General features: G+C 66.2%; 25 protein-coding genes. 11 read left to right on the top strand and 14 right to left on the bottom strand.

The window, feature by feature from the left end:
• Positions 1-17 precede the first annotated feature (17 nt).
• The 7 genes from ACOGI4_RS04770 to ACOGI4_RS04740 all read right to left on the bottom strand — a co-directional run bounded on the left by ACOGI4_RS04770 (position 18) and on the right by ACOGI4_RS04740 (position 5,077).
• Positions 18-206 carry a hypothetical protein gene (locus ACOGI4_RS04770; RefSeq protein WP_419842784.1) on the bottom strand — a complete coding sequence of 63 codons (189 nt, stop codon included), beginning with the start codon at positions 204-206 and terminating at the stop codon, positions 18-20.
• Positions 207-439: 233 nt separating this feature from the next.
• Positions 440-1,261 carry a hypothetical protein gene (locus ACOGI4_RS04765; RefSeq protein ID WP_419842783.1) on the bottom strand — a complete coding sequence of 274 codons (822 nt, stop codon included), beginning with the start codon at positions 1,259-1,261 and terminating at the stop codon, positions 440-442.
• Positions 1,230-1,646 carry a PIN domain-containing protein gene (locus tag ACOGI4_RS04760; RefSeq protein ID WP_419842782.1) on the bottom strand — a complete coding sequence of 139 codons (417 nt, stop codon included), beginning with the start codon at positions 1,644-1,646 and terminating at the stop codon, positions 1,230-1,232. The genes ACOGI4_RS04765 and ACOGI4_RS04760 overlap by 32 nt, the downstream gene beginning before the upstream one ends.
• Positions 1,647-1,652: 6 nt before the next feature.
• Positions 1,653-2,456, bottom strand: a complete 804-nt coding sequence (locus ACOGI4_RS04755) for a hypothetical protein (protein WP_419842781.1) — start codon at positions 2,454-2,456, stop codon at positions 1,653-1,655.
• Between the two features lie 610 nt (positions 2,457-3,066).
• The gene (locus tag ACOGI4_RS04750; protein ID WP_419842780.1) at positions 3,067-3,879 is read right to left on the bottom strand and encodes a hypothetical protein; all 813 of its coding nucleotides are present in this window, start codon (positions 3,877-3,879) and stop codon (positions 3,067-3,069) included.
• 166 nt (positions 3,880-4,045) lie between these two features.
• Positions 4,046-4,246, bottom strand: coding sequence for a hypothetical protein (locus ACOGI4_RS04745; protein WP_419842779.1), 201 nt, complete (start codon positions 4,244-4,246; stop codon positions 4,046-4,048).
• Positions 4,247-4,456: 210 nt separating this feature from the next.
• The gene (locus ACOGI4_RS04740) at positions 4,457-5,077 is read right to left on the bottom strand and encodes a type ISP restriction/modification enzyme (protein WP_419842778.1); all 621 of its coding nucleotides are present in this window, start codon (positions 5,075-5,077) and stop codon (positions 4,457-4,459) included.
• A 1-nt stretch (position 5,078) separates the two neighbouring features.
• Here ACOGI4_RS04740 and ACOGI4_RS04735 point away from each other — a divergent pair, with 1 nt between their 5' ends.
• Positions 5,079-5,972, top strand: coding sequence for a restriction endonuclease (locus ACOGI4_RS04735; RefSeq protein ID WP_419842777.1), 894 nt, complete (start codon positions 5,079-5,081; stop codon positions 5,970-5,972).
• Between the two features lie 218 nt (positions 5,973-6,190).
• Here the strand turns inward: ACOGI4_RS04735 and ACOGI4_RS04730 are convergent, their stop codons facing one another.
• Positions 6,191-6,457 (bottom strand): hypothetical protein, encoded by a 267-nt coding sequence (locus ACOGI4_RS04730; RefSeq protein WP_419842776.1) that lies wholly within the window; start codon positions 6,455-6,457, stop codon positions 6,191-6,193.
• 31 nt (positions 6,458-6,488) lie between these two features.
• Positions 6,489-7,856 carry a TolB family protein gene (locus tag ACOGI4_RS04725; RefSeq protein WP_419842775.1) on the bottom strand — a complete coding sequence of 456 codons (1,368 nt, stop codon included), beginning with the start codon at positions 7,854-7,856 and terminating at the stop codon, positions 6,489-6,491.
• A gap of 94 nt (positions 7,857-7,950) precedes the next feature.
• On the opposite strand from ACOGI4_RS04725, the gene ACOGI4_RS04720 reads away from it, so the two are divergent.
• A complete protein-coding gene (locus tag ACOGI4_RS04720) occupies positions 7,951-8,769 on the top strand; it encodes a gamma-glutamyl-gamma-aminobutyrate hydrolase family protein (RefSeq protein ID WP_419843091.1) in 819 nt (272 codons plus the stop codon).
• A gap of 13 nt (positions 8,770-8,782) precedes the next feature.
• Here the strand turns inward: ACOGI4_RS04720 and ACOGI4_RS04715 are convergent, their stop codons facing one another.
• The gene (locus ACOGI4_RS04715) at positions 8,783-9,505 is read right to left on the bottom strand and encodes a response regulator (RefSeq protein WP_419843090.1); all 723 of its coding nucleotides are present in this window, start codon (positions 9,503-9,505) and stop codon (positions 8,783-8,785) included.
• A gap of 8 nt (positions 9,506-9,513) precedes the next feature.
• Positions 9,514-10,689: a PspC domain-containing protein gene (locus ACOGI4_RS04710; protein ID WP_419842774.1), complete on the bottom strand. Its 1,176-nt coding sequence runs from the start codon at positions 10,687-10,689 to the stop codon at positions 9,514-9,516.
• Between the two features lie 139 nt (positions 10,690-10,828).
• Between ACOGI4_RS04710 and ACOGI4_RS04705 the strand changes: the two genes are divergently transcribed.
• The 3 genes from ACOGI4_RS04705 (at position 10,829) to ACOGI4_RS04695 (ending at position 14,577) form a co-directional block, all read left to right on the top strand.
• Positions 10,829-12,436 carry a PspC domain-containing protein gene (locus tag ACOGI4_RS04705; protein WP_419842773.1) on the top strand — a complete coding sequence of 536 codons (1,608 nt, stop codon included), beginning with the start codon at positions 10,829-10,831 and terminating at the stop codon, positions 12,434-12,436.
• The gene (locus ACOGI4_RS04700; protein WP_419842772.1) at positions 12,433-12,693 is read left to right on the top strand and encodes a hypothetical protein; all 261 of its coding nucleotides are present in this window, start codon (positions 12,433-12,435) and stop codon (positions 12,691-12,693) included. The genes ACOGI4_RS04705 and ACOGI4_RS04700 overlap by 4 nt, the downstream gene beginning before the upstream one ends.
• An 84-nt stretch (positions 12,694-12,777) precedes the next feature.
• The gene (locus ACOGI4_RS04695) at positions 12,778-14,577 is read left to right on the top strand and encodes a flavin-containing monooxygenase (protein ID WP_419842771.1); all 1,800 of its coding nucleotides are present in this window, start codon (positions 12,778-12,780) and stop codon (positions 14,575-14,577) included.
• On the opposite strand, the gene ACOGI4_RS04690 is transcribed toward ACOGI4_RS04695, so the two are convergent.
• Positions 14,475-15,701 carry an MFS transporter gene (locus ACOGI4_RS04690; RefSeq protein ID WP_419842770.1) on the bottom strand — a complete coding sequence of 409 codons (1,227 nt, stop codon included), beginning with the start codon at positions 15,699-15,701 and terminating at the stop codon, positions 14,475-14,477. The two genes, ACOGI4_RS04695 and ACOGI4_RS04690, sit on opposite strands and share 103 nt — an antisense overlap.
• Positions 15,702-16,113: 412 nt before the next feature.
• Here ACOGI4_RS04690 and ACOGI4_RS04685 point away from each other — a divergent pair, with 412 nt between their 5' ends.
• From ACOGI4_RS04685 to ACOGI4_RS04675, 3 genes are all read left to right on the top strand, one after another.
• Positions 16,114-16,806 (top strand): ABC transporter ATP-binding protein, encoded by a 693-nt coding sequence (locus ACOGI4_RS04685; protein WP_419842769.1) that lies wholly within the window; start codon positions 16,114-16,116, stop codon positions 16,804-16,806.
• A gap of 13 nt (positions 16,807-16,819) precedes the next feature.
• On the top strand, positions 16,820-18,181 hold the full coding sequence (locus ACOGI4_RS04680) for an ABC transporter substrate-binding protein (protein WP_419842768.1): 1,362 nt from the start codon (positions 16,820-16,822) through the stop codon (positions 18,179-18,181).
• A 72-nt stretch (positions 18,182-18,253) separates the two neighbouring features.
• Positions 18,254-21,124, top strand: coding sequence for an ABC transporter permease subunit (locus ACOGI4_RS04675; RefSeq protein WP_419842767.1), 2,871 nt, complete (start codon positions 18,254-18,256; stop codon positions 21,122-21,124).
• 13 nt (positions 21,125-21,137) lie between these two features.
• Here the strand turns inward: ACOGI4_RS04675 and ACOGI4_RS04670 are convergent, their stop codons facing one another.
• Positions 21,138-23,585: a xanthine dehydrogenase family protein molybdopterin-binding subunit gene (locus ACOGI4_RS04670; protein WP_419842766.1), complete on the bottom strand. Its 2,448-nt coding sequence runs from the start codon at positions 23,583-23,585 to the stop codon at positions 21,138-21,140.
• Positions 23,586-23,684: 99 nt separating this feature from the next.
• Here ACOGI4_RS04670 and ACOGI4_RS04665 point away from each other — a divergent pair, with 99 nt between their 5' ends.
• From ACOGI4_RS04665 to bfr, 3 genes are all read left to right on the top strand, one after another.
• On the top strand, positions 23,685-24,377 hold the full coding sequence (locus tag ACOGI4_RS04665) for a metal-dependent transcriptional regulator (protein ID WP_419842765.1): 693 nt from the start codon (positions 23,685-23,687) through the stop codon (positions 24,375-24,377).
• Between the two features lie 185 nt (positions 24,378-24,562).
• Positions 24,563-24,838 carry a (2Fe-2S)-binding protein gene (locus ACOGI4_RS04660; RefSeq protein ID WP_419842764.1) on the top strand — a complete coding sequence of 92 codons (276 nt, stop codon included), beginning with the start codon at positions 24,563-24,565 and terminating at the stop codon, positions 24,836-24,838.
• Between the two features lie 28 nt (positions 24,839-24,866).
• A complete protein-coding gene (gene bfr / locus ACOGI4_RS04655) occupies positions 24,867-25,343 on the top strand; it encodes a bacterioferritin (protein WP_419842763.1) in 477 nt (158 codons plus the stop codon).
• Positions 25,344-25,409: 66 nt separating this feature from the next.
• Here the strand turns inward: bfr and ACOGI4_RS04650 are convergent, their stop codons facing one another.
• Positions 25,410-26,756 carry a DUF3179 domain-containing protein gene (locus tag ACOGI4_RS04650; protein ID WP_419842762.1) on the bottom strand — a complete coding sequence of 449 codons (1,347 nt, stop codon included), beginning with the start codon at positions 26,754-26,756 and terminating at the stop codon, positions 25,410-25,412.
• Positions 26,757-26,771 lie beyond the last annotated feature (15 nt).

Below are 26,771 nucleotides of genomic sequence, written 5' to 3'. Positions count from 1 at the left end.
GTTGGGAGGAGTGCGAATCATGCAGCGATGACCGCGAAGCCCTCGCTGGCCGCAGCCTCAGCGAGACGTTGATCCAAGCAGACGAAAGGTATGCGGACGCCGAGCCGATGCTGAAGATGCAACACGGCACCCAGCTGGCCTGCGTCCGCCGCCCGAATCACATGCCTCCGCAGCAGCGCTATTGCGTACGTCCGAACCTCACTCACCGCAAGAATATCATACCACTTTGCATCCATTTCGCATAGCTGCCGTCTCATCACAAGTCGTTGATCCTGTGACAGGTTCCGCTCACGAGCACGCCGCTCAACCGCACTCATGATCTCGACACGCGACCATGCCCAAGCAGCGGTCACGTCGTCTTCACGTAGCCACGTCCGTGCATCTTGAGTAGCTGATTCGGCAACGAAGAGAGGAACGAGAGCAGAAGTGTCCCAATACCTCACACACGTTCCTCTCGTTCCGCATCAAGCGCATCCATGAGGCTGAAGGGGAGTTGCAGGGGAGGTGTATCGAGTAGCGCACGAGAATCGCCCGTCCCGCCTCGAAGCTCGCCAGACTCGATGAGGCGGCGAAAGCTCTCGTCATCAGGGTTGACTGCCTCATCCCGTAAGTTTAGCGCCACCGTCAACGGGGTCTCCGCCTCTTGCTCCGCGAGTTCGCGGACAGACTGCATTCCCCAACGATCCAACGCTGGTAAATCGAGTGTCGGTTGATCTGATTGTGAGACCTCGATGTAGTCGACATCGACAATCGCTGAAGTGCGTTCGTTGTAGGTGATGCGCCCCCGCAGGTGCGTCTCCTCGCGCAGTGCTTGCTTGATCGACCCGGCGTATGCTTCGCCGAACCTCACTTCAATGGCAGCACCGTCGGAAGCTCGCAGACGTGCTGTTTGCTTCTCGAAGTCTGCTGCGTACAGTACACCAAACCGTTCCGCAATCTCCCCAGAGCTTGCGAGTCTTTGCATCATCTGCTCTATCCGGGTGCGGGCCGTATCGTCGAGTACCGCAGGCGATTTGGCCAAAGCTGGCGCGCTTACAGTCAATGCTCGATTGCGGCCGCCGATGTCCAGACACTTTGCAAGTCGATGCCAGGCTGTGGCGGTATCTGCATAACCTGTTTCGGTGCCGTCCAGCACCTCAAGAGCTGTCCGAGCCGCAGTGTCGACCAGCGACTCATCTTCGAGTTCAAGCGCATCTGCTTCCCCGATCGCGTCGTTCTGCCCAAGCTCGTTAGCCCCCGCTATCAAGGTTAGGATGCTCAATACCGAACTGGAAGCGTTCACTCATCGGCTGGAAGTGACGCAAGTTGTTTGTCGCGACCGACAGTCTGTGTACCGAGGCCGTTGCAGCTATCCATATGTCGCCCTCATCGACTTGATCACGATGTCTGGCCTTGATATCACCGAATTGGCGTGCAATCTCAAAAGTACCGGGCAGAATCACATACCTGTTGAGTGTATCTGTCAGGCGTTGAAGTCTCGATTCGCCCCAGTTCGCTTGTGCTGCGCCGGAGTACGCTTCTCCCACTGTCGCAAAGGAAATGGCCAGCAGGCGATCCTCTACAATCTTCTTGAATCGCTCTGCCTCCTGAGTTCCTCGCATCAGATACGAAAAGACATCGGTGTCGACGCGCAGTGTTTGAACCACCGAGCGCTACAGACCGAGAGCGTCCATGAATGCCGTTGCTTCCTCATCAGAGATAGTGTCGTCCCGCAGCTCGTCGATATTCTTCACGGGTGAAACATGCTGTTCCTCCGCGAGTTCATGCACGGATTTTGTTGTCCAGAAGTCTGGTACCTGCAATTTGGGTGCCAACTGTTCCACATCCAGTATCTCAACGAGTTCGACAGATGCTATCGCTGATGTGTGCTCGTTGTAGGTGATGTGACCACGCAGACGGGCCTTTTTGCGTAGCGCTGCCTTGATCGATCCGGCGTGTTCTTCACCGAATTTCACGTTGATGTCATCGCCGTCGGCAGTTCGCAGATGTGCCGAGTGCTTCTCGAAATTGGCTGCGCACAGAACACCGACCCGTTCACCTGTCTCTTCATGCACTGTGAATTGTCGAATCGACTCAGCCATTCGGGTTCGGGCCGCCTCGTCGAGCACCGCGGCCGGTGTTGCCAGCGAGGGCACACTCACCGTCAGCGTGTCATTGCGCCCGCCGATGTCGAGCCTCTTCGCGAGCTGGTGCCACGCCGCGGCGGTATCGCCATAGCCAGTCTCGGTGCCGTCCAGCACTTCAAGGGCAGTCCGTGCCGCGGCATCAGCAAGCGATGCATCCTCAAGCTCCAGGGCATCCGATGCTCCCACGAGAGCAGGCGTCCGCAATTCGACGGTGATGCTGCCCGCAGAGACGCCGCACAGCTGCAGTCGCATGGCCGCAGCGATGCCTTCAGGGAGCCTGCCCGCCGATCTGGTCGGCCGTCCAGCCAGTGCCGCAGCGGTGCGGCGCATGACGTCGTCGGCTCCGAGGATGAGACGCGCAAGGTCAACGGCATCCGCCTTCCCGAGGTGCGCGTGCTCCCCCGACAACCGCAGGACCAGTCGCGTCCCGGCCTTCTCGTCGCCGTGCCCACGAGCCATGGCTCAACGTTACGACATGCCACCACAGCGCGCCAGCAGATAAACGGCGTGCGGTGCATGCCCACCCGCACGGCCTGCGGAGACAGCGTGCGTGCGGTCCGGTCGGCACCCACCGTTGGGCGCTGCCATGCGCTAGCGCCAGAACGACAAATTGCGGTTCAGCCGCTGCGGGCGATGGACACAGTGTGGGTGGTGCCTACACGCGCATATCGCAAGTGCCGCGCAGGGCTTCTATGATGTACACCAGCACGTCCTCAACTAGCGGGCCTCGGGGGGCAGGCCCGCTTGAATGGCAGGCCCGGCCGTGTGAAGGGGATGCCTTGAGGCTCCAAGGCGAACTCGCCGCCGTTTCGGCCAGCTTCGACGGCGACAACTTGTGCGCACATGGCTCAGTCCCTTGACCGCTGGGGTTCGGCTTAACCGATCCATTCCGCACGCGAACATACGCTCGCTCACGAATCCATCTCCACCGGTCCTTCTGCTAGGCCACTAAGTCTCTTATACGGGGAACCGGATACCATCCATCACGATTCAATCGCAATACGATGGGGCTCGCAAAATTCACAGCAAGCCATACTACGTCGATCTCGTCAGGCAGTGCCGGAAGAGCATTCGGTAGCTCACCGCGCTTATGGCAAACTTCGATGTCAACTCTGGGCCGTGTCGCAGAGTCGATCCAAATGAACAGATGACGTTCGTTTGCTGATGAAGCGTGTCCGAGCTTTCTCCGGTTGTCTGAACGTACCCATGCGTGCCGCCGAACGGCCTCAGCGGCCGTGGTTACACCGAACGAAGTGAGCTCGTTCCAAGTGTCAAGCACAATGTACCCGCGCTCTGCCTCTGCCGGATAAGGTCTACAGTTGAGTACACCGAGTCGTGCCAAAGTTCTGTCAATTTCATTGGTCGCTATCTCCGGTTGACGTAGCGCGGTAAAGCCAAGACCTGCGTCCGAAATACCTTGGGTCTCAAGCTGCCGGAGTAGGTTGGGCAGCTGCTTGTACATCTCACCAACTCGCGCTGACTCTACTATGTCAGCGAACCAATCTTGTCGCAGCATCGGAAAATCCCAATCCCGCTTGTCGATTTCACCTCGTTGCTGCTCCCGCTCGGAATCGACATGCTGAGTCACTTCAAGTGCGATCGCCCTGTTGTTGGACACGCTGATGTCAAAGTCATGTTTGGACGTGCCATCGTTGTGATCGTGCCTATAGGCGGTACCGCCTTCCAACTGAGATACCAGTCGGGCACCAGCCACCTCCGGATCCCAGGCGTTCAAGTAGTCTAGATCTTGCATCGACCATAGATTAGCGAACGCCGTACACCAAGCTGGGAATGCTCAGGAAGGCTCTGCGTTGGCCGTAGGCCTAGACGCAGCGAAAAGGGAACTGTGCGTGGAATTGCGAAACACCACCCGTTCGTCACGTCGCGCGCGCCGTCGCGACGCTGTTGTTGTGCGCGTCCTAGCGAACCATTAGCCGCTCCGAAGCTAGGTCAAGTTCTTCGCGCACTCGCCAGCGGCGCTCGTCTGGCTTGATGTTCGCGTAGCGACGCGCCACCCGTTCTGCGGCCCTTTCGCGTGCGCGTCGTGCCCGGGCCACACGTTCGGCGAGGGTCGGCTCGTCGCTGCGTTCCACGGGCGTGATCGGCAAGGTCGTAGACATGCAAGCTCCTCCTCAAGCTGGCGCGCATGCAAGAACGATGCGGCGGCTCCTGAAATCAACGCTAGGCGATCGATGTGACAGGCCAGAGCCGCGTCTCGTGGCACACCTTGGGCACGACCACGGCAACTGCTCAGAACCGCCGGGCGGCGTGCGCGTCCCCGGGCGCTAGGGCTGTGGGCTGCCACAGCAACTCGGGTTCGCCGAGGGCGGTCAGGGCTTGGGGGGCTTGCGTTGGGCTTCGGTGGGCTTGGGGAGATCGGCGGCCGGGATGAGCGGGCCGTTGACGATGCGGTCGAGGAGGTCGGCAGCACGCGGCGTGACCTCGACAGTGTGCTCGAGGATGGACAGCACGAGCAGCAGCTCGGCGGATTGGGTCCAGCGGTGGGGGCGGATGTTGTCGAGCTCGCTGCACTTGCGGCCCTTCCGGTTCTTCATTCGGTAGCCCAACCACGAGCGCAGGACGCGCAGGCCGGACACCTCGAAATCCCAGACCGCGGGGCTGACCAGCGCAAAGATGCCGGTGGCGACGGTCAACTGCTCGGCGTCGGGGTCGTAGCGGCAGTCCTTCAACGACTCGGGCATGGCGGTGACGGGTGCCACCTCTTTGGCGCTGCCCGCCGGCAGCCGCGCCCCTGGTGTCGGAGCGAAGCGCTCGCCCGACGTATGCCACCACAGCAGATCACGCCCGAGGTCAACCGCTTCGGAGAACAGCGCTACGTCGGCAGTGATGGGGATGCGCACCGGTCCAGCGGCCTCCGCGAGCTGCGCGCCATAACGCTCGCTGAACGCCGCTGTACCTAAGCGTCCGGTGCGCGGCTGATACGCTAGCACTATGAGCAAATCACAACTGCCAACGTACGTTGACTTCATGCTGCCAGTGCTGACAGCGCTCAAGCAATCGGGCGGCTCGGGTAGGCGGGGAGAGATCATCGACACTGTGACCGAGAGCGAAGGTCTGAGTAGCGAACAGCGCGAACTCGAATACGATCAGACAAGGGCACCGATTGTTGCCGATCGGATAGGCTGGGCATTGAGCTACCTGAAAAAGATCGGCGCCGTCGAGAATTCGAGACGTGGTGTCTGGTCCATGACCAATTTGGGCCGAGATATCGATTCTCGAATGGAGATTGACGAAAAACTCAAGCAATTGAGTGCAAATCGACCAAACAATCACGCGCCGGACTTCGTACAAAATAGTCCTCAACCAGAACTAGAATCGACCGACAATAGCGGGCTTGATTCTGCTGATGACGAAACGGACAATAGCTCATGGCAGGAGACCCTGCTAGGACATTTGCGTCAAATGCGGCCAGCAGCATTCGAGCGACTGACCCAACGACTGCTTCGCGAGGCTGGGTTCAACGACGTCGAAGTCTTGGGTCGAAGTGGTGATGGCGGATTAGACGGCGTAGGAATTTACCGCGTATCGCTCGTATCCTTCACCGTTTTTTTTCAATGCAAGCGATACAGCGGTTCTGTCGGTGCCAGCGCCATCCGCGACTTCAGAGGAGCCATGGCCGGTCGTGGGGAACAGGGCCTCTTGGTGACCACCGGTAACTTTACGACTGACGCGAGAAAAGAAGCGGGCCGGGACGGCGCTCAACCGATCCAACTGATTGACGGCGAAGATTTCTGCGATTTGCTCAAAGAGCATAGTCTCGGCGTCATAACTCACACGCGGGAGATTGAAGAAATCGAATTCGAATTCTTCAGTCAGTTTGATTGAGCATCAATCACGATCTCTGATTCCACGTCAATTGCCAGCAGCAAGGGTAACGTATCGGTTGCTAGAGTGTGTGGATTCTACGTGCGGTTCGAAGTCATCTACCATAGCGGTCAAGGGCCACGAGCGGCCGATATTTCTATAAGCCACTAACGACGGAACCGTCCGGCGAGGATCGACAGCGCGAGATGATCGTCGACGACCGGCACGACTGTCGGGGCTTAGCGCGCCGCGTCTGCGAGGTATGCATTCACTGGGTCGATGCTGAGCAGCGGATCTTTGTCGAACAAGCGGCTGGCTGCCTCGGCGTAGCCGTCGGCCAGTGCTGCGAAGGCAGCGCGAATCTCGGCGTCGATCCCGACAGGTCGCGCCGCTGCTTCGTCGATGATGCTCTGCAGGGCCGCGCTGCGAGTCGTTCCGGCCATCTCAGCGCGAGCATCGAGAAACGCAGTCTGCTCGGCGGTCAGATACACATTGGTTCGGTGCATACACCGGATTGTACATCGTGCCGTTCGCCACTTAGGGCGGCTGGGGGGTGGGGATGCGGTATGCCCAATGGCTGCCGCTGGAATCGGTGTGGTGGAACAGCAAGTATTCGCCGGATTCGCTCCAGCGGAGCGTCGGCGGATTGGACGGCTTGGTGGTCTCGGGCTGACCGGAGACAGCGACCGTCTGCTCGGCTGCGCTCAGATCATGCGGCCAGCTCACGACGATCGTTGTCCCGTCTGCCGACCATTCGCTGAACGCCGCCACTGCGGTGCCGTCAGGCGACCACACAGCTGCGCCATTGGTCACGTTGTCGACCAGCGTGGTCTGCGAGACATCATCGAGGCGTAACAGTGCCAGAGCGCCGCCTGCCCGATGCGCAATCGACTCGCCGTCGGGTGACCACGACGGCCACGACTCATGCTCGCCGCCGACGGCGAAGGTCTGCTCGGCACCGGTCGCCACGGTGATCACCACCAAGTACTGGTCGAACAGGTAGCCGCCAGATCGAACTGACTCTTGAACTTTTTCGGAGGTGCGATCAGCCCCGAAGCCGCCTTCATCGCCGAGATTCGGATCCTCAACTTGTTCTGCCGCGACAGCGACCCGCGTTCGGCGCGAGAAGGCGATGCGGGTGCCGTCGGGCGACCACGACGGCGCTTGATCCAACACGGCACCGGAGGTGATCCGATCCAATCCGAGCGCATTCGGTCGCACGATGTAGATGTGGCTCGCTCGCTCGCCGTCGACGATGGCTGCCTGCACGAAGGCGATCCACTCACCGTCGGGCGACCACGCGGGCGCGCTCAAGCCGCGCTGAGCCGAGAAGAACGGGGCGTCACCGGTACCGTCGCCGTCGGCAACCCACAGCGTGCGCCCCACTCGGAACACCATGCGGCGGCAGTCCGGCGACCACGCCAGATGGTCGATGCCGTCGGGCTTCGTGCTCGCGAAACGCAGCGGGAGCTGAACCCTGCGAGCCGGAAGCACGCCCCGGCAGACGTCAGCAGGCCGGCCGAGCTGGGCCGCCAGCGCGGACGCGTCAGACGGCGCCGGCGACGAGAGACGCGGCTCCACCCCCGAGACGGGATGGTCCGGTTCGCCGAACGCCTGTGACCGTTGCGAGCCCGCCGAACCGTCACGCTGCGCCTGCTCGCCGACCGCAGCAGGTGCCGGCGGAAGCGAAGCGGCGTCGCCCGCTGTATCCCCGACCGATGCGGATTCGACTGCGCTCGGCGCTGCTGGGCTTGGCGGAACCGGCGGTCGCGCAAGGTCGGCATCGTCGGTGGTTCGGAGCTGAACGAGCCACAGACCGACCGCCGCCGCAACGACCAGGACGGCGACAGCGGCAGCCGCGGCCAGGCGCCGCAGTCGAGACCGGCCACTCGGGTTACGCCGCATACGCCGCACGGAAGCCTCAGACGGCTTCGGCGCAACCCCCGACGGAGACTCGCTCTCGATCACGCGACAGTACATCTAGGGTGGCGCAGTGCCCATGCCGCTCATCGGACTGTCGGGGCGGCGACGATCCGGCGACCGCATCGCAGGCTTCCCGCCGGTGTTCGTCAATGTCCAAGTGGACGTGTACATCGCTCACTATGCCCAAGCGGTTCACGCAGCAGGCGCCGTGGCCGTACACCTGCCGCTCGACGCCGACCCTGCCGACATCGTGCCGCGCCTCGACGGCGTCCTGCTGAGCGGCGGCGAGGACGTCGCGGCCAGTCTCTACGCGGACCGCCTGCAGAGCGCTGCCTACAGCGGCGACGACGTGTTCGCCGAAACTGCCGACAGGGCGCCCGCCGGCCGCGCCGCCATCAACGGCAACCCCGTCAACAGCAACACCGGCAGCAGCAACGCCGGCACCGACAGTGGCGGCAGCGCCATTCCGCTGCGCGACGCCTTCGAAATCGCGCTGCTCGACGCCGCTATCTCCAACGACTTGCCGGTGCTGGGCATCTGCCGCGGCCCACAGCTCATCAACATCGCTGCCGGCGGCACTCTGCACCAGCACTTGCCCGAGCACGCGTTCACCGACGGCCCGCCTGATGCGACCCCGCACACCGTCACCACCACGCCGGGCAGCCGGCTGCGCCAGCTGTACGGCCCCGAACTGGCGGTGAACTCGCTGCACCACCAAGCGGTCGATCAGCTCGGGGACGGCTATCTCGCCACGGCCCATTCGCCTGACGGGATCATCGAGGGCATCGAACACGAGGCGCTGCCGATTCTGGCGGTGCAGTGGCACCCCGAACTCATGGCCGATGCGCGCGCCGACCCCTGCTTTCGCTGGCTGGCCGACCACGCCCGACGCTGACCGGCGCAAGCGCCTACCAGATGCGTCGGGCAGCGGCCCAGCGGCTGAGCTGGTGGCGGTTGGTCAACTGCAGCTTGCGAAGCACCGCCGAGGCATGCGACTCAACAGTCTTGACCGAGATGCCGAGCTGATAGGCGATCTCCTTGTACAGGTAGCCGCGCGCCAGGTGACGCATCACCTCTCGCTCGCGGGCCGTCAGCCGATGCAGGTCCTCAGCGCCGTCAGCATCGACGGGGTCGCGTGCGTCGCTCGCCGAACCGGCGGAGCCGTCAGCGGCATCGGCGGCGAACGCATCGAGCACGAAGCCGGCCAAGCGCGGCGAGAACACGGCGTCGCCGGCGCGGACGCGAGCGATGGCGGCGGCTAGGTCTGCTCCCGAGATCGACTTGGTGACGTAGCCGCGCGCACCGGCGCGCACAGCGCCGATCACATCCTGCGCAGCGTCGGACACCGACAACGCCAAGAATCGGGTGCTCACCCCCGCGTCGGCGACGGCTTCGATGACCTCGCAGCCCGAACCCGACGGCAGGTGAACGTCCAACAGCACCACATCGGGCCGGTAGCGCTCGATTGCCGCGACAGCGTCCGCGACATCTCCGGCGTCGGCAACCACCTCGACTGCCTCGCCGAGCTCAGCCCGCACACCGCTGCGAAACAGATGATGGTCATCGACGATGACCACGCGACAGCGTCCGTCGGTCACACCGGCGACCGTACTTGCCGAGCGCGAGCGCAACGCCACGCTCACGACCTGCCCACGGCCAGATGCACCTCGGTACCGACACCCGCAGCAGTGGAGATGTCGCAGGTGCCGCCGACCCGTGCAAGGCGTCCTTCGATCGAGTCCTTGATGCCGCGGCAGTCGCCGTTGACAGCATCCCGGTCGAAGCCGACGCCGCGGTCGCGCACGTAGGCCTCCACCCGACTGTGGGCTGCCTCCACGTACACGTCCACACGGGAGCATTCCGACCAGCGGGCCGCGTTGGTCATCGCCTCGCCGGCAGCAGCCACGAGCGCCTCGCACGCAGCATCCATCGGCGCATTGCCCACCGTCACCACCTCGATCACCACGCCGTAGCGGTCTTCGGCGCTGACCGCCAGGCGCTCGACGGCTTCACGCACCGTGTCGTGGGGCGACGGCACCCGCTCGCCGTAGAGCCAGCGGCGCAGCTCGCGCTCTTGTCGGCGAGCCAACGCCGACATCGCTGCCGCGTCGTCGGAACGCTGCATGAGCGCCAGCGTCTGCAACACCGAGTCGTGGAGATGCGCTGCGGTCTCAGCACGCTCGTCGGCCAGCAGCCGGCGCAGGCGCTCCTCCCTGCGCTCGCGCACCAGCACCGACACCCACGGCCCGACGATGAGCGCCACGCCTCCGACAGCCAAGCCGGCCGACAGCACGCCGTCGCGCACCGCAGACAGCGACAGACGTGTCGCTGCGAGCAGCCCGATGCCCAGCGTCAGCATCACCATGCCCGCGGCGATCCTCAGCACCGAAAACCGCGGCCGCGACGACCTGGCAGAGCCGGAGTCGGGGGCGGTGCGCCACACCACCACACCCACGCCCACGCCCACCAGCAGCAGCGGCCACAGCACATCTTCGGTGAAGGCGAGATTCCCGGAGCGCGCCAGCACGACGGCACCCGCAAGCATCAGCACGAGTCCTGCGGCTTGGCGCAGCGCCGGCGGTCGGCCACGTCGGTGGGGCAGTCGGCGGCGCGGAGCGTCTGTGCGCGCCGCAGGCAGGATCAGCCACGCCAGCAGGTACAGCGGCGGGCCGATCCATACCACGGTCAGCACCGCGAACGCGGCCCTGACGACGGCGACATCGATTCCCATCTTCGCGGCGAGACCGCCGCAGACACCGGCGATGACGCGTGCGTCTCGGGGCCGATGCGGCAAGCGGTCGAGGCGCCAGCCCATACGGCGATGATGTCACAGCGCTTCGCACACACCACTGCGGCAGAGCCCTGAGTGCGCGGACATCACTGAGGGACGCATCAGGGACATCACCCACGGCAACCGGTGGAAGCCGCGCCGACTCGTCTTGCATCATGGCGTTGTGGCCGACGACGAGCACGCTGACGTTCCCACCAGCGAGAACGCAGGTCCGAGTCTGAGCAACGACGCCGACCGGCCTCACGATGCGTCAGACGATGCACCTGACAGCGCGCAACGTGCTGAGGGCTCGCATGACGAATCGAGCGATGTCGCGGGCGCAGACACTGAGCCCGCAGACGATGCGCCAGCCGACAACGAACCGGCAGACAAGACAGCAGCGCAGGGCGACAGCCGGCCAGAGGCCGACGGCTCGGTCGATGCAGGTGCGGGGGTCTCCGAGCGCAGCGAACCTCGACTCAGGCGCAGTGACGACAACCGGGTGCTTGGCGGCGTGGCCGGCGGACTGGCAGAACGGCTCGGTCTCGCGCCGGCAGCAGTGCGCATCGGCTGGGTCGCGGCGGCCGCAGCACTGCTGCTGTTCGTCGGCTTCGGCGCCGGGCTCGGCGGCGGCGAGGTTGTCGCCTACGTCTTCGGCTGGCTCGTGCTCTATGCGATTGCTTGGCTGGCGCTGCCCAGCCCCGACGGGCCGAGCATCCTCGCAGCCAGGCTGTCCGGGCTGTCCACAAGGAGACCGTCCGGCGAGGCCCCAAAGCACCCGAGCGGCCGCACAAGTAGCGATCGCGGTCGTCCACGCTGGCGCGTCGCGGTCGCAGTGGTTCTCATCGGTCTGGGCATCGTCGTCGTTGTCCAACGCGGCGAAGACCTGTTCGACGGGCTGGCAGACGGACTGGACCGCGGGCCTCTGGGGTTCCCGGTCGTGGGGCTCCTGTTGCTGGCGCTGGGCGCGGCGCTGGTGCTGTGGCCGTACCGGCGCACGCGATCGGCGACCGCTCCCACGACATCGCCAGACCCCGCCGATGCCGGTCGCACACCGGCGGCCGCAGCCCGGCCTCTGCGCGCCGACCGCGTCCGCAGGCGGCGCGGTGCCTCGGCAGTGGGTGCTGTCAGCCTGGCATTGCTGGTGGTCTACGCCGGAGTCATCGCCGTCCTGCACAGCACCGGTGCGCTGGACGCGCATATCGCGCCGACGTTGGCGGGCGCCTTGGGCATCGTGGGCATCGGCCTCGTCGCGTCTGCGTTTACAGTGCCGGCACGAACGCTGTTGGCCGTCGGCGCGCTGCTGGCCTCAGGTCTGTTGCTGACCGCCGGCAGCCGGGCCTCGTGGGGCTCCGGCTTCGGCGAGGATCACGTGTTCGTGAGCGGCTTCGGCGCCGACGAGACGGAGATACGCCACGGCATCGGCAATCTCACCGTCGACTTCACCGCCTTCATGCAACGCAGCGGCGTCCACGATTACGAGATCGACCTCGCGGTCGGCGAACTCATCGTGCTGGTTCCCGATCGGCTCCACTCGATGCTGGACATCAACGTCGGCACCGGCTGGGTGATGCTGTCGCACCTTCGCGACGGCCGGCTGCGACTGACGAGGAACATCGGAGACACGGGAGGTATCGGGGTGAGCCGGGAACTGGGATTCCCTGCCCATCCGGACGCGGAGGCGAGGGTGCAGCTGGACATCGATGTCGGCGTCGGCACCGTGGAGATCATCAGCATCCCTGACAACCAAGCGCAGTGGCGCCACGAGAGGATTGGAGCGCTTGACCGATGACCCGCACGACTCCCCGCCGTTTCGATCTGCTGTCTCTGGCCGCTGGTCTCGTCTTCGTGGCCGCCTCGCTGGCCGTCGCGGCGGAACGTCTCCAGACCGGCGTCGGCATCGGTACCACCGTGGGCAGCGCGCTGGTGGTCGTCGGCATCGCGTGGTCGGTTGCGGCAATCTTGCGCGCACGCCGAGATCGGTCCCGAGATCGGACCCTGGGCGCGGCCGCGTCGCCATCGACCTCGGACACGTCGTCGGAGAGCTGACGCACGTCGCGCGTCACCGCCTCGGGACGCCATGAAGTCGCTGCACTACTGTTGGCTGACGACAAGTCGACAAAGCAGGAGCCCATGGCAGGTACTTCAGCCGCTGCGTCCACTGGCACGACGAACGGCATGCCCGTGCCCGACGCGCCAGACCGTCTCGCATGTGACCGAGCCGACGCGGACCAGCCCGACTACGAGGTCATCATCATCGGGGCCGGTGTGGGGGGCATCTACCAGATGTACCGACTGGCCGAGCGCGGCGTCCGTGCCACGGTGCTCGAGATGGGCAGCGATCTCGGCGGCACGTGGTTCTGGAACCGCTACCCGGGCTGCCGGTTCGATTCGGAGAGCTACACCTACGGGTACTCGTTCTCCGAGGAGCTGCTCGGCGAGTGGCACTGGAAGGAGCGGTTCTCGCCGCAGCCGGAGAATCTTCGCTACCTGAACCACGTCGCGGACAAGTTCGACTTGCGCAAGCACATGCAGTTCGACTGCACGGTGGAGTCGGCGCACTTCGACGACACTGCCGGCATCTGGCGGCTGCACCTCGGCGACGGCCGCGACCTGAGCTGCCGCTTCTTGCTCACTGCCCTCGGCCTGCTGTCCGCGCCGACCTATCCCCGCATCGACGGGGTCAACGCCGACGGCACCGACGTGTTCGAAGGGCCGTCGTTCCACACCTACCACTGGCCTGCCGAGCCGGTCGAGCTGGCCGGCAAGCGGGTGGCGGTCATCGGCACCGGCGCGACCGGCGTGCAGGCCATCGCCGCCATCGGCGAGCAGGCCCAGCATCTGACCGTCTTCCAGCGACGCCCCAACTGGTGCGCGCCGCTGCACAACAGCGAGATCTCCGACGAGGAGATGGCCGGCATCCGCGCCCGCTACGACCAAATCTTCGACAAGTGCGCGCGTACCCCGGGCGGCTTCGAGCACGAGCCGGACCGCCGCGGCTTCTGGAACGTGCCAGCCGACGAACGTCGCGCCATGTGGGAGAAGCTGTACGGAGAGCCGGGATTCGGCATCTGGATGGCCAACTTCCGCGAGATCTTCTTCGACGAGGAAGCCAATGCCGAGCTGTCAGCGTTCATCGCCGACAAGATCAGGGAGCGGGTACACGACCCGATCGTGGCCGAGAAGCTGATACCCACCGACCACGGCTTCGGCGTGCAGCGCGTCCCACTCGAAACGAACTACTACGAAACCTACAACCGGCCGAACGTGGACTTGGTGGACTTGACCCAGACGCCCATCACCCGGATCACCCCGACTGGCATCCAGACCAGCGAGCGGCACTACGAGTTCGACCTCATCGTGTACGCCACCGGCTTCGATGCCATCACCGGCGCCTTCGACCGCATCGACATTCGCGGCTCGGGCGGCTTGGCGCTGCGCGACAAATGGCGCGACGGGCCGGTCACCTATATCGGGCTGATGGTCAACGGCTTCCCGAACCTGCTGACCATCGCCGGTCCGCAGAGCGGCTCAGCTTCCAGCAACTACCCGCGGGGCATCGAGATGGCCGTCGACTGGGCAACGGGCCTGCTCGACTTCGTCGCCGAGCGCGGCTACACCCGCTTCGAGGCCGACGCGGATGCCGAGCGGGAATGGACCGACCACGTCATCGAGATGTACGCAATGGTGCTGATGCGCAAGGCGCAGGGATGGTTCACCGGCTACAACTCCAACGTCGACGGACACGAGAAGGGCACCATCCGCTACCTCGTGTACAACGGCGGCGCACCCAAGTACCGGCGCCGAATCGACGAGATCGCCGACCGCGACTACGAGGGCGTGTCGTTCGCGACCGAGCGCACGACCGTGTCGAGGCCGCTGGCTGCCACGGTGCCGAGGGCCAGCACGCCCACCGCGGCCGAAGCCAAGTAGGCGGCGGTGGGGCTGAAGGCGAACACCGGCAGCCACACCACCGAGCCCACGGCGTGACCCGCGAAGCGATGCGACAAAGTGAACGACAGGGCGCCCGCTCGATTCTGCGGCGCGGCGACCGAGGCGAGCGACTGCAGGCTGACCACGACCATCTGAGCGGCGGCACCCGCCAAGCACCACACGACAGCCAGCATCCAAGCCGAACGGGCGGCCGGCAGCATCACCACCAGTGCTGAGCTGGCTGCGACTGCTGCAGCGGCGGCGTTGCGTCCGCCCCAGCGGTCCAGCACGACGCCCCACATCGGCGCAGCTGCCATGCCTGCGGCTGCACCGCCGAGCAGCAGCAAGCCGGCGCCGAGGCCGCTCAGCCCGATGACGTCGCGGCTGCTCAAGCCCACCAGCACCACGACGCCTACCGGCCCGAACGCGCTCAGCAGCGTCGTGGCCGCCAACAACAGCATCGGGCGGCGGAGCAAGGACCGCAGCTGTCGCACGGCGCCCTGCGTGCGATCCGGTGCCGAAGCGCCGACCGAGGTGCCGCCAGGTGCTCCGCCTGAAGCGCCGGAACGGGCGTCAGCGATGCTGGGCAGCAGCGCAGCGATGACGGCGCCGATCACTGCCGTCGCCACGAATCCGAGCCGCCAGTTCACATCCGCGCTGAGGCCTCCCAGCAGCGGGGCGCCAAGCTGCCCGAGCGCTTGCCCGGCTGAGTAGCGGCCCACGATCCGGCCGATGCCAGAGGCAGGCGCCGCGTCGGTCAGCGTCGCCAGCAGCAGCGGCGTGATGAAGGCGTTCAGTGCCCCTTGGGCGACACGTGCCGACAGAAACACCGCGTACGAGGGCGCGAGGGCGCAACCCGCAGTCGCCGCCGCATAGAGCGCGATGGCCAAGCGGAGGACTCGCGAGCGGCCCCAGCGATCGCCCAGCGTGCCGGAGACCAGCAGGAATCCCGAGAACGGCAAGAGGTAGCACCACAGGGCCCACCCGAGCTGCGCTGTGGTCACCCCGTAGGTGCTGCGCAGCTCCGGGAACATCGGCAGGAGCACGAAGGTGCCGAGCGGCCCCATCAGACCGCCGAGGTAGAGCAGCGCTCGGCGCCACTCCCGCTGCACCTTCGCCGTCACCGCACTAGAAGATGCTGAATCGCACGGGCGATCCTTCCGGTCGGGCGGACCAGTCGGGGTGAAGCGGACGGAGTCAAGGGGTGAGCCGGTGAGGAGAGCCGGCGCGGTGGAATCAGGCGGCGTGCAGCTCGCATGCCGAGAACGTCCTCAAGGCGGCGGCCGCTCATTGTGGCAGACGGTGCGATGCGCGGCTGCGCTGTGACAGCGGTGCAGCGACTCAGGGTCGGTGAGTCAGCGAGCCAGTGAGTCAGTGAGTCAGATAGTGCGAACGAAACTGTTGCCGACGCCTACCGTGGTGCAGACTCCGAGGTCTGCACATGAGCGCGTTCAGGTGAACAGGGCACGGGCTGCCGCTAACGCTGCTGCCGCTGGCCCGGCTGGCACAGGCCCGGCGCTGGAGTTGCGGAATCTGATGGCCGGCTGGAGCGGCGTTCCCGCCGTACGCGACCTCTCCCTGCACGTCGACCACGGCGAAGTGGTGGCGCTGCTGGGTCCCAACGGCGCCGGCAAGACGACGACGCTGATGACGATTGCCGGAGTCCTGCGGCCCATCGACGGCGAGATCGACGTGCTCGGCCGCCCGTTGGCCGGCGCGAGCCCGCACGACGTGGCACGCCGAGGCGTGGCACTGCTGCCGGAAGACCGTGGGATCTTCCACCAGCTCAGCGTTGCGGAGAACCTGCGCCTGCACCGCCACAGAGCCAGCACGGTGACCGAGTCCGACATCGTCGGCTGGTTCCCGACCCTCGGACCGCTCCTGCGCCGCCGCACCGGCCTGCTCTCCGGCGGCGAACAGCAGATGCTGGCTCTGGGCTGCCGGCTCATTGCCGATCCGCAGCTCCTCATGGTGGACGAGCTGAGCTTGGGACTGGCGCCGATCGTGGTGGAGCGCCTGTTGCCGGTGGTTCGCCACATTGCAGACGAGTCGGGCGCGGCGGTGCTGCTAGTGGAACAGCATGTGCCTGCCGCACTCGCCATCGCCGACCGTGTCTACGTGCTCAACGGCGGCACGCTGTTGCTGGCGGGCACGGTACAGGAATTGGCGCGCCGGCCCGAGACGCTCGCGGCCAGCTATCTGCGTGAGCGCGTCGGCGACCACGGCTAGCGTCGGGCATTCGATGAGACTCACGACGTGGGGCGCAGCGAGATTCGGCGCTGGACGGCGACGGGCGCTGCTCGTGGCATTCGCCGCATGCTGCCTGGCCGCGGCGGCGTGCGGCAGCGGCGACGAGCCGGCGGCCGGCGGCCGCAGCAGCGACGACCCGGTCGCTGCCTCACCTGTCACCTCCGGCGACGGCGACGGAACTGCCCCGGATCCAGCGACCGGCAACGGAGCCAGCCAGGCAGCAATCGACCGGACCGGCGAGGTCATCAAGATCGGCTACGTCAACAACGAGGGGGGCAACATCTCGCTGCCAGAGCTGCGCATCGGCGGCGAAGTGGCCATCAATGCCATCAATGCGGCCGGCGGCATCCACGGCGCAAAGATCGAGCCGGTGTTCTGCTTCTCCGACAGCACGCCTGACGGCGCCGTCAACTGCGCCATCAAGCTCATCGAAGAAGATGTCGTCTTGGCCTACATGGGCATCGAGATGGCCTCGGAGGCTGCGCTCGGATTGTGGCTCGACGCCGGCATTCCCTATGTCTCGTCTCACTCGTGGGGGCCCACCGAGCGCAACAGCCCCGGCGCATTCCTGCTCCACGCAGCGAGCGGCGCCTTCGCGGTCGGGCCGGCCAAGACGTTCTCAGAACTCGGTATCGATCACGTCGCAGTGATCGTGCAAGACACCCCCACGGGACTGGACTTCATGGACCAAGTGATCGCACGGGTCCTCCAGCACTACGGCATCGAGATGACACGCGTCGTGGTGGACGCCGCCGCGCCCGACTGGACTGCTGCGGTCGCAGCAGCGCAGTCCGCCGGCGTCGGAGGCATGATGAGCCATCTCGACGAGTTCGGCTGCATCGGCATGGTCGGCGCGGCTGCCGCGAGCGGCTTCGACAAGCCGATCTTCGCCGGATCGTGCACCCTGTACATCGATCTGCTGGGGTCTGCCGCGGTCGGCACCTACACCCAAGGCGATCAGTGGACACCCTTCCTGGCCGACTTCGCGCCGCCGGAGATACAACAGCGGCTCGCGGCGTACGCGCAGGAGATGACCGCAGCCCGTCACGAGCGGCACGTGAACGGCTTCGCGGTGGCGCCCTACGGAGCGTGGCGCGAAATCGCGTTCATCCTGGAGACGATCACTGGGCCCATCACTGCTGCTTCGGTGAGCGAAGCCTTCGCTACCGCCGGCGAGACCCCTGGCTGGTTCGGCCCCAGCCTGCGCTGCGGTCAAGCGCCATGGCCCCCGGAGTCCTCGCACTGCATGTCGCACATCATGGTCTGGCAGGTCGTCGAGCACGAAGACGGCACGCTGGGCCGCATCGTGATCGGCGACGGACTCTTCGACGCGTACCAGCTCAGCGGCCTGTAACCGCATGGCTGTTCACCCAACTGCGAGCGTTCGCAGATGAGTGAACGGGCGATCTGAGCCGTACCCGCCCCAGTGGACCACTACCTCCTGTTCGCCATCGTCGGCTTGGGCTTCGGCTGCGTCTACGCAGCGCTGTCGCTCGGCGTCGTCATCACCTACCGGGGCACCGGCATCATCAACTTCGCCACCGGAGCGATGGCGATGTGGGGTGCCTACGTCTACGACGAACTCAGGCGCACGGGAGACTTGGTGCTGCCCATCGTCCTCGTTCGCCACCGGGTGGGGCTCGGAGGCGCAGCGGGCAGCGTGCCGTTCGCGTTGGCGATGGTGCTGGCGGTGCTGTCGTGCAGCCTCGTCGGACTCATCGTGCACTTCGGGGTGTTCCGTCCGCTTCGACGAGCCCCGATCCTGGCCCGCGTGGTGGCGTCGGTGGGCGTGCTGCTGGCGATCCAAGCCCTGATCGTGATGCACTTCACGAACGCTGCTCGTGTCGTCGCGCCGATACTGCCGAACGAGTCGGTCAGCTTCGGGGGCACCAGCTTCTCACGTGATCGGCTGTGGCTCACCGCCGTCGTGCTCGCGACCACGGTGGCTGCGGGCGCCTGGTTCCGCTACACCCGCCTCGGGCTGGCGACGCGGGCGTCCACCGAGAACGAGCAGGCGATCAGCTTGGCTCGCTACTCGCCGCAGCAGCTGGCCGGCGCCACCTGGGTGCTGTCGAGCACCGTGGCCGGGTTCCTCGTCATCTTGACTTCGCCCATCGTCACGCTGAATCCGCTGACCTACGTGCTCGCGATCGTGCCGGCGCTGGCCGCGGCGGTCATCGGACGACTGCGGTCCATCGCAGTCACCGTCGCGGCAGCCTTCGGATTGGGCATCTTCCAGTCGATCGTCGTCTACCAGACCAGCAGCCCATGGTGGCCGGACTGGGCCATCACCGGCATCTCCCATGCGCTGCCGTTCGGCGTCATCGTGATCGCGCTGTACGGCTTGGGCAACACGCTGCCCGCGCGCGGCGCGGTGGAGACCGACCCCTTGCCCGAGGTCACTCGGCCGCCGATGCGCCCGAGCGTGGTCGCCGCGTTCGTCGCGGCGGCCGGCGTGCTGATGGTCGTAGCCCAAGGCAGCTACCGCATCGGCATCATCACCAGCATGACCATGACCGTGGTCATGCTGTCGCTGGTGGTGCTCACCGGCCTGGTCGGCCAGATCTCACTGGCGCAGGCCGCCATTGCCGGTGCCGCGGGCTTCGCGCTCAGCAAGCTGGGCGACGCGCTCGACGTGCCGTTTCCCTTCTCGCTGCTGGCGGCGACGCTGGCCGCCACCGGCTTCGGCGTGGTGGTGGGCATACCGGCGCTGCGGATCCGCGGGGCGCAACTGGCGGTGGTCACGCTGTCGGGCGCTGTCGCGCTGGAGGAGTTCGTGTTCCGCAACCCGTCCATCTCCGGCCTGTTCGGCAGCCCCATCTCCGATCCGACGCTGCTCGGCTGGAATCTCGGCATCCGCGACGGCCGCAATCTCGCCCGGCTGGAGTTCGGATTTCTCGTGCTTGCGGTCGTGGCCGCCTGCACGGTGGCGGTCGGAAACCTGGCTCGCAGCGCCACCGGTCGGCGGTTCTTGGCGATTCGCTCGAATGAGCGAGCCAGCGCGTCAATCGGCATCTCGGTCACGGGAACCAAACTGCTGGCATTCGCTGTCGCGTCGTTCTTGGCCGGTCTCGGCGGCTCGCTGATCGGCTACAGCCGAGGTCAGCTCTCGGCGGACAGCTTTGCCGTGCTGATAGGCCTGAGCTACTTGGCCTTGGCCTACCTGTGCGGCATCACCAGCGTTGCCGGCGCCATCGTCGCCGGACTGTTCGCGCCGCTGGGCATCGTCTACATCGCCGTCGACCGCATCGCCCCGCTCGGGCGGTGGTATCAGTTCGTGGCAGGAGTTGCACTGGTGCTCACGGCGATCTTCTTCTCCGAAGGCATCGCCGGCGCGTACCGACAGAACCTGCACCGGCTCAAAGCCTGGCGGGCTGCTCGACAAGCGGTGGCATCGGCTCGCGGACACAGCGATGCTCAAGCAGCGTCGTCGCAGGACTCCAGAGCATCTGACGACACAATGCCGGGCAGCACCATTCCGGGCAGCACCATTCGAGCCGGCTCGGGCTACGTGCGCAAAGCACGACCCGCCAGCTTCGAAAACGCTCCCGTCGTGCTCGACGTGGCTGATCTCACCGTGCGATTCGGCGCGCTGAAGGCCCTCGACGGCGCGTCGCTGCAGATCCGAGAAGGTCAGATCGTCGGCTTGATCGGACCGAACGGCGGCGGCAAGACGACGTTGGTCGATGCGCTGACGGGCTTCGTTCCCTCACGAGGGCACGTCACGCTCTGCGGCATGCCGCTCGCCCGCGAATCGCCTCACGAGCGCGCCCGGCTCGGCTTGACGCGCACCTGGCAGTCGCTCGAACTGTTCAACGACCTGACCGTCAGCGAGAACGTGCGGGTTGCGGCGGAACACTCGTCGTTCGCCTCGGTGCTCGCCGATTTCGTGGCCCCGACACGGTCGGCGCCGCTCCCGCAGGTGGATGCGGCGATGGAACTCGTCGGCTTGTCTGCCGACACGGACGCCAAGCCTTCGAGCCTGCCGCTCGGAAGCCAGAAGCTGGTCGGATTCGCTCGTGCACTGGCGCCCGGGCCGCGGGTGCTGCTCGCCGACGAGCCTGCTGCGGGGCTGACCACTGCGGAGAGCGTCGGTTTGGGGGTGCGATTGCTGGATGTGGCATCGGAAGGCGTGGCGATCCTGCTCATCGATCACGACATGGGTCTCGTGCTCGAGGTGTGCGACTACATCTATGTGCTGAATTTCGGGCAGGTCATCGCGCAGGGCACGCCGGCGCAGATCCGTGTCGACGACGCCGTGGTACATGCTTACCTCGGCGCAGGTGCCCACACCTGAGCCCGGCCGCGTTTCATCGCCGCTGTCGGCGCGCGGCTGCGAGCGCCGCATGTACGCGAGCAGGGCTGAGCGGCAATTCGTCGATGGTGATGCCCAGCGGTGCGAGCGCATCGCAGACGGCATTGGCGATGGCGGCATAGGGTCCGAGCGTGCCGCCCTCGCCGGCGCCGCGCACCTGGTTCAGATTGTGAGCCGGATCGGTGATGTGGCCGAGCTCGATGGACGGCATCCGGTCCGCCGTGATGGCCAAGTAGTCCACGAAGCTGCCGGCCAACAGCTGCCCGTCGGCGTCGTAGACGAAGTGCTCGTGCAGCGCACCGCCCACGCCCTGCGCGATGGCGCCGTGCATCTGGCCCTCCACGACCATCGGATTGATCATGCGACCGGTGTCCTCCACGCACACGATCCGCTGCAGCTCCACATCGCCGGTCTCGAGGTCCACGGCCACCACCGCCGCCTGCGCGCCTGCTGCGAACGTGCCGGTCATCGGGTCGTAGAAACGCATCGCCTCCAAGCCAGGCTCGAGGCCGGGCGGGAGGCGGTGAGGCTCGAAGTAGGCCACGTGCGCGACATCGGCGAGCGTGACGCCGACGGACGGCGCGTCCTGAGTGTGGACCAGTCCGCAGTCGATGCTCAGCCACTCGGGTTCGGCTTCGAGCAGATGTGCAGCGACGACGAGCACCTTGGTCCGCACCGCGCGAGCCGCCAGCGTCGCCGCGCCCGAGCCGATGACGCCTTGGCGGCTCGCGAACGCTCCCATCCCGAACGACAGACGATCGGTGTCACCCAGCTCGACGGTCACCTGCTCGACACCGACGCCAAGCTCGGCTGCCACGACCTGCGCCATGGTGGTTTCCAAGCCCTGGCCCTGTGATGTCACGCCCAGTGCCGCGGTGATCGCGCCCGATGGATCGATGCGTACCTGCGCCGATTCGTGACCGGTGCGAAACGGCAGCCTCGGACCTGCCGAGGCCTTCTGGCCGAGACCGGTCAGCTCGTTGTAGCACGCGAAGCCGATCCCGCAGGCTCGCTGGGCCTTCGCGGTGCCCCGGTCTTTGTGCTCGGCGGCTTTGTGCTGTGCGGCCCTGTGCTCTGCGGCCTGGTGCTGTGCGGCCCGGAAGCCGGCGTAGTCGATGAGCTCGACGGCACCCTCAAGGCAGTCGAGATAGGTGCGCGAGTCGTGTACCAGGCGCGTGGCAGCCGTGTAGGGCACGTCGGCAGGCGCCACCAGGTTGTGACGACGCAGGTCGACGGGATCGATGCCGAGCTCGTTGGCTGCATCGTCGAGCAGGCGTTCCATCACGAACACGGTCGCCGGCCGGGCGACGCCGCGGTACGGGCCGGTCGGCGTGGTGTTGGTGGCCACCCCCAGCACCTTGCAGCGATAGTGGGAGAGCTTGTAGGGGCCGGTCAGCAGGCCGCCGGCCATCAGCGTCTCGATGCCCGCCGTCCACGGAGGCGCGCTGTACGCGCCGACGTTGGCGTGAAGGACCGCGTCGAGCGCTGTCATCGTGCCGTCGGCGGCGAAGCCTGCGCGCACGGTGTAGTGATGATCGCGGGCGTGCAGTGCCGTGGTCATGTGCTCCGAGCGGCTCTCGACCCAGCCCACCGGCAGCCCCAGCCGTTGCGCCAGCCGGCTGACCGCAGCATCTTCGGGGTACAGCGCCGCCTTGATGCCGAAGCCGCCGCCGACGTCGCCGACGACCATGCGCACTGCGCTGTCCGGCACGCCCAGCGCCTGCGCCAGCGCATTGCGGTGCAGGTACGGCACCTGCGAAGTGGCGTGCAGCGTCAGCCGGGATCGGTGGTGCTCCCAGACTGCGACGACGCCTCGGCCCTCGATGGGAGTCGCGCCGTGCCGATTGGTGCGATAGCAGCGTTCCACCACCACATCCGACGCAGCCAGTGCCGCATCCACGTCACCGGCGTCGAACGTGCGCGTGACGATGAGATTGTCGGGAGCGACGTCGTGTACCGGCGGTGTGGGGTCCGCGGCAGCTGCGACTGCGTCGACATGCGGCGGCAGGTCGCGGTAGGTCACCTCCACCAGCTCGGCAGCGTCGGCGGCCTGCGCGGCGGTGGAAGCAACGACGGCAGCGACTGCCTCGCCTTGGTAGCGAACCTTGTCGGCTGCGAGCACTGGCTGAGGAGTGCTCACGTGATTCGGCAGCGCCGATGAGGCCACCAGCGCCAATCCGACGAAGTCCGGGTCCGCACCGGTAGCGACATCGACGACGCCGGGGGCCGCTCGAGCGCCGGAGACGTCGACCGAGACGATCTGCGCATGAGCGACGGGACTGCGCACGAAGGCGACGGCGAGCTGCCCGTCGTAGCGGATGTTCGCGATGTAGCGACCGCGGCCGCGCAGCAGCCGGTCGTCTTCGCTTCGCAGAATCGGCTCGCCGAACGGGCTGCCCGTCGTGGGCAAGTGGTCGTCGGGGCGAAGTGGCTCGTTCGTCATGTTCCGGCTCCCGCCGCTGCCCATTCTTGCCACGCAACGTGCTCGGCCCGACACGGCGACGGCTCAGCCAGGTGACACGCCGCGGGTAGTGTGACAGCTATGTCCTACAAGCCGGTGGAGTACCACCCAGCGTTCGAGGAGTACTCCGAGACGGTGTACGAACTGGCCGAGGACGGCGTGGAGGTCATCCAAGCTCGCATCGCCGAGCGTCTCGACGTCTCGCGCCCCGCCGTGTCGGAGATGATCCGGCGCATGCGGCGCGAGGGCTTGGTCAAGGTCGACGACGACGCGCACATCAGCCTGACGCACGAGGGTGAGCAGATCGCGACGACCGTCGTGCGCCGCCACCGGCTGGCGGAGCGGTTCCTGACCGACATCCTCAAGCTGAGCTGGGCCGACGCCCACCATGAAGCGGGCCGCTGGGAGCATGTGATATCGCCCGTGGTGGAACAAGCGATGATGAAGGTTCTGCACGATCCGAATACCTGTCCCCACGGCAATCCCATCCCCGGCACGGATTACGAGGCCCCCCGAGACGTGACGCCGCTGGCTCAGATCGATGCCGGCTGCGCATTCACGGTGCAGCGCATTCCCGAGGAGCTCGAGTTTGAGCCGGGCCAGCTGGAGTTCTTGGAGAAGTCCGGTCTGATGCCTGGACGTGTCGGCACGATGATGTCCGTGTCGCCCGACGGCACGGCCACGGTGGGGATGAGCGAAGGCGCCATAGGCGTCAGCGCCTACACCGCGGAGCGGATCCTCGTCACCTCAGCCGGCGGGACCCCGGCGACATGAGGCCGCGAAGCAGCGCCTGCCTCGACTGAGCGCGCCGGCACTCGCCCGAAGCAGAGGCGCACCGAGGCCGTCTCGTTCCGCCACAACCGAGCGGTGTCTCATGCGAACCCGGCGCGACAGATCGCTGCGACCAGATGACGATGCGTGCAGCGGGACGTGTGCCATTGCTGTTAGCAGTGCCTAACATGGGCCATCAAGAGTTCGTGTGCCATTTGGGCACGTGGGCCGATGCAGCGTCGGGGGTCGTGTCGTCCATGATCGTCTGCCAGTGTCTTGCGACGAACGAGGCCGCCATCAGGGAAATCCACGCGCTCGGCGGCACGACAGTCAGCGACGTGTACCAGCACTGCGGCGCCGGCTCGGACTGCGCCGGCTGCGTCGCGACCATCCAAGCAGTGCTCGACCAGTGCGCGCTCGCGACCCTCGAAGACGAGCACCCGCGCGCCCGCGTTCGCGTGTAGCCCCGCATTCGCGTCTAGCGTGGAGTTCATGCAGGGATCGCCCGAGGTCATCGAATTTCTGAACGAGGCACTGACGGCCGAGCTGACGGCCATCAATCAGTACTTCGCTGCGTCGAAGATCGCGGACAACTGGGGATACGGGCGCTTGGCCTCCCAGTATCGCGAGGAGTCGATGGAGGAGATGCGCGACGCCGAGCGTCTGATCGAACGCATCTTGCTGCTGGATGCGTTGCCCAATATGCAGCGGCTGGGCAGGGTGATGATCGGCGAGACGGTGCCCGAACAGCTCGCTCTCGACCGTCAGCTCGAAGAGCAGGCCATCGAGCGGTACCGAACGGGCGTGCGGCTGTGCCTGGACCATGGCGATGGCGGTACACGCGACTTGCTGGAGCAACTGCTGGTCGGCGAGGAAGAGCATCTCGACTGGATCGAGACCCAGCAGAGCCTCATCGAGGACATCGGCGTCGAGCGCTACCTGCAGTCTCAGATCGGCGACGGCGACTGAACCGCGCGCCGGCGGTCGGACTCAGCTCCTCGGACTCACATCCAGCGCCGGCGACGCCGCCGAGACTCACGGCGCGCCGACGATCTCGATGTCGCCGTCGAATGCGGCCGCTGCGAACCAGAACGTGTCCAGATGCTCGATGGGCGTCAGCTGTGTCCCCGCGAGCGGCCCGCTGAGGGAGCGTCCGAGCAGCGACCAGCCGGACCCAGTCTGATCGTCGACGAATGCTCCGAGCCCCGCCGAGCTCGAGGCATCTGCCGCTCGCGTGAACGTGAGCCGTCGGCCGCCCACTGTCGGGTCATACACCCCGGTGGCGCCGATATCGCGGCCCAGCGCCACCTGTGGACTGTCGATGGGCGAGGCTGTGCCCGGCTGGTGAAAGGCAACAACCTCGATGTCGCCCAGCTCGACCGTCACTACGGCTCGGGCCGCCAACGTCTCGTGGACGACGGCAGCAGCTTGGCCGCCGTGACGGATGACCAGGACCCGAGCCTGCGGCGCCAAACGCGGATCGGGAGTGCCGCTGAACAAGAACGGACTGCCGTCTGGCCGGTCGTACCCGGGATAGGGGTTGGTTCCGTATGACCGCTGAACGCCGGCAGGACGCGTCATCACCAAGCCGTCGGGATAGTCGGCGAGGAACGTCTCGAACGCCACAGTGGCCACTGGGATCAGCTCAAGCTGGGCACCGGTCAACACACCAGCGATCGCCTGCCCGGTGTAGTGCGACCACAGGCTCTCGGTTTGGCGGTCGTACATCACGAGAGCGGAGTTGTAGAGCCGGCCTGAGGTGCCGAAGTCGAAGATGCGATTCCCGAGTTGCCGGTAGTAGCCGATGGCCGTGTTGCACAGCGGGCAGTAGGTGACGGTCACCGGCTCGCCACCGACCGTGTCGTTGACAATCTCGTGCCACAGCAATATCTGTACCGGGTAGGCACGGGCGTCGTCGGCGAGGGTCATCGTGACGACTGCCTCTTGGGGCTCGAGGAATTCGACATCGCCCGCTCGCTCGAACTGCGGTGCGTCGATGGAAGGAATGCCGTCGGGCGGCGGTCCGCCGGACCGGACCTCACGTGGGGACACCAGCGGCTCGGGTAACAGCGGCGCGGTCATGCCGTCGCGCAGGGCCGAGACCGTGTCCTCTCGCGGGCCACCGAGAATGTGGACGACCCTCGACGGTGCCGGCGCATCGTTCTGCGTGGCAGGTGCGGTCGCTTCCTCCGTGGCAGCCGGCTCGCCTGCCGCGGCCGTGGTCGCCGCAGCGTCCGCGTTGGCCAACGCGGCACCCGTGGTCGCCGACACGAGGTCAACGGCCCTTTCCTCGGTGGAGTCCGAGCGAGACCGATCGTCGGCCGAGGAGGCATCAGCACATGCCGACGCGAAGTGTGCCACTGCTGCAACCAGCAATGCCAACGATGTGAGCTTGCC

This window comes from Candidatus Poriferisodalis sp. (assembly GCF_965205175.1).
In the GTDB taxonomy this organism is placed as follows: Bacteria; Actinomycetota; Acidimicrobiia; order Acidimicrobiales; family Poriferisodalaceae; genus Poriferisodalis.
This window is presented reverse-complemented; position numbering and strand designations above follow the sequence as displayed.

Excerpts from the sequence above, each read along its gene's own strand:
- ACOGI4_RS04755 (WP_419842781.1), bottom strand. The coding sequence starts at position 2,456 with ATGCGCCGCACCGCTGCGGCACTGGCTGGACGGCCGACCAGATCGGCG.
- ACOGI4_RS04750 (WP_419842780.1), bottom strand. The coding sequence starts at position 3,879 with ATGCAAGATCTAGACTACTTGAACGCCTGGGATCCGGAGGTGGCTGGT.
- ACOGI4_RS04745 (WP_419842779.1), bottom strand. The coding sequence starts at position 4,246 with ATGTCTACGACCTTGCCGATCACGCCCGTGGAACGCAGCGACGAGCCG.
- ACOGI4_RS04735 (WP_419842777.1), top strand. The coding sequence starts at position 5,079 with ATGAGCAAATCACAACTGCCAACGTACGTTGACTTCATGCTGCCAGTG.
- ACOGI4_RS04730 (WP_419842776.1), bottom strand. The coding sequence starts at position 6,457 with ATGCACCGAACCAATGTGTATCTGACCGCCGAGCAGACTGCGTTTCTC.
- ACOGI4_RS04725 (WP_419842775.1), bottom strand. The coding sequence starts at position 7,856 with ATGCGGCGTAACCCGAGTGGCCGGTCTCGACTGCGGCGCCTGGCCGCG.
- ACOGI4_RS04720 (WP_419843091.1), top strand. The coding sequence starts at position 7,951 with ATGCCGCTCATCGGACTGTCGGGGCGGCGACGATCCGGCGACCGCATC.
- ACOGI4_RS04710 (WP_419842774.1), bottom strand. The coding sequence starts at position 10,689 with ATGGGCTGGCGCCTCGACCGCTTGCCGCATCGGCCCCGAGACGCACGC.
- ACOGI4_RS04700 (WP_419842772.1), top strand. The coding sequence starts at position 12,433 with ATGACCCGCACGACTCCCCGCCGTTTCGATCTGCTGTCTCTGGCCGCT.
- ACOGI4_RS04695 (WP_419842771.1), top strand. The coding sequence starts at position 12,778 with ATGGCAGGTACTTCAGCCGCTGCGTCCACTGGCACGACGAACGGCATG.
- ACOGI4_RS04685 (WP_419842769.1), top strand. The coding sequence starts at position 16,114 with ATGGCCGGCTGGAGCGGCGTTCCCGCCGTACGCGACCTCTCCCTGCAC.
- ACOGI4_RS04680 (WP_419842768.1), top strand. The coding sequence starts at position 16,820 with ATGAGACTCACGACGTGGGGCGCAGCGAGATTCGGCGCTGGACGGCGA.
- ACOGI4_RS04670 (WP_419842766.1), bottom strand. The coding sequence starts at position 23,585 with ATGACGAACGAGCCACTTCGCCCCGACGACCACTTGCCCACGACGGGC.
- ACOGI4_RS04665 (WP_419842765.1), top strand. The coding sequence starts at position 23,685 with ATGTCCTACAAGCCGGTGGAGTACCACCCAGCGTTCGAGGAGTACTCC.
- ACOGI4_RS04660 (WP_419842764.1), top strand. The coding sequence starts at position 24,563 with ATGGGCCATCAAGAGTTCGTGTGCCATTTGGGCACGTGGGCCGATGCA.
- bfr (WP_419842763.1), top strand. The coding sequence starts at position 24,867 with ATGCAGGGATCGCCCGAGGTCATCGAATTTCTGAACGAGGCACTGACG.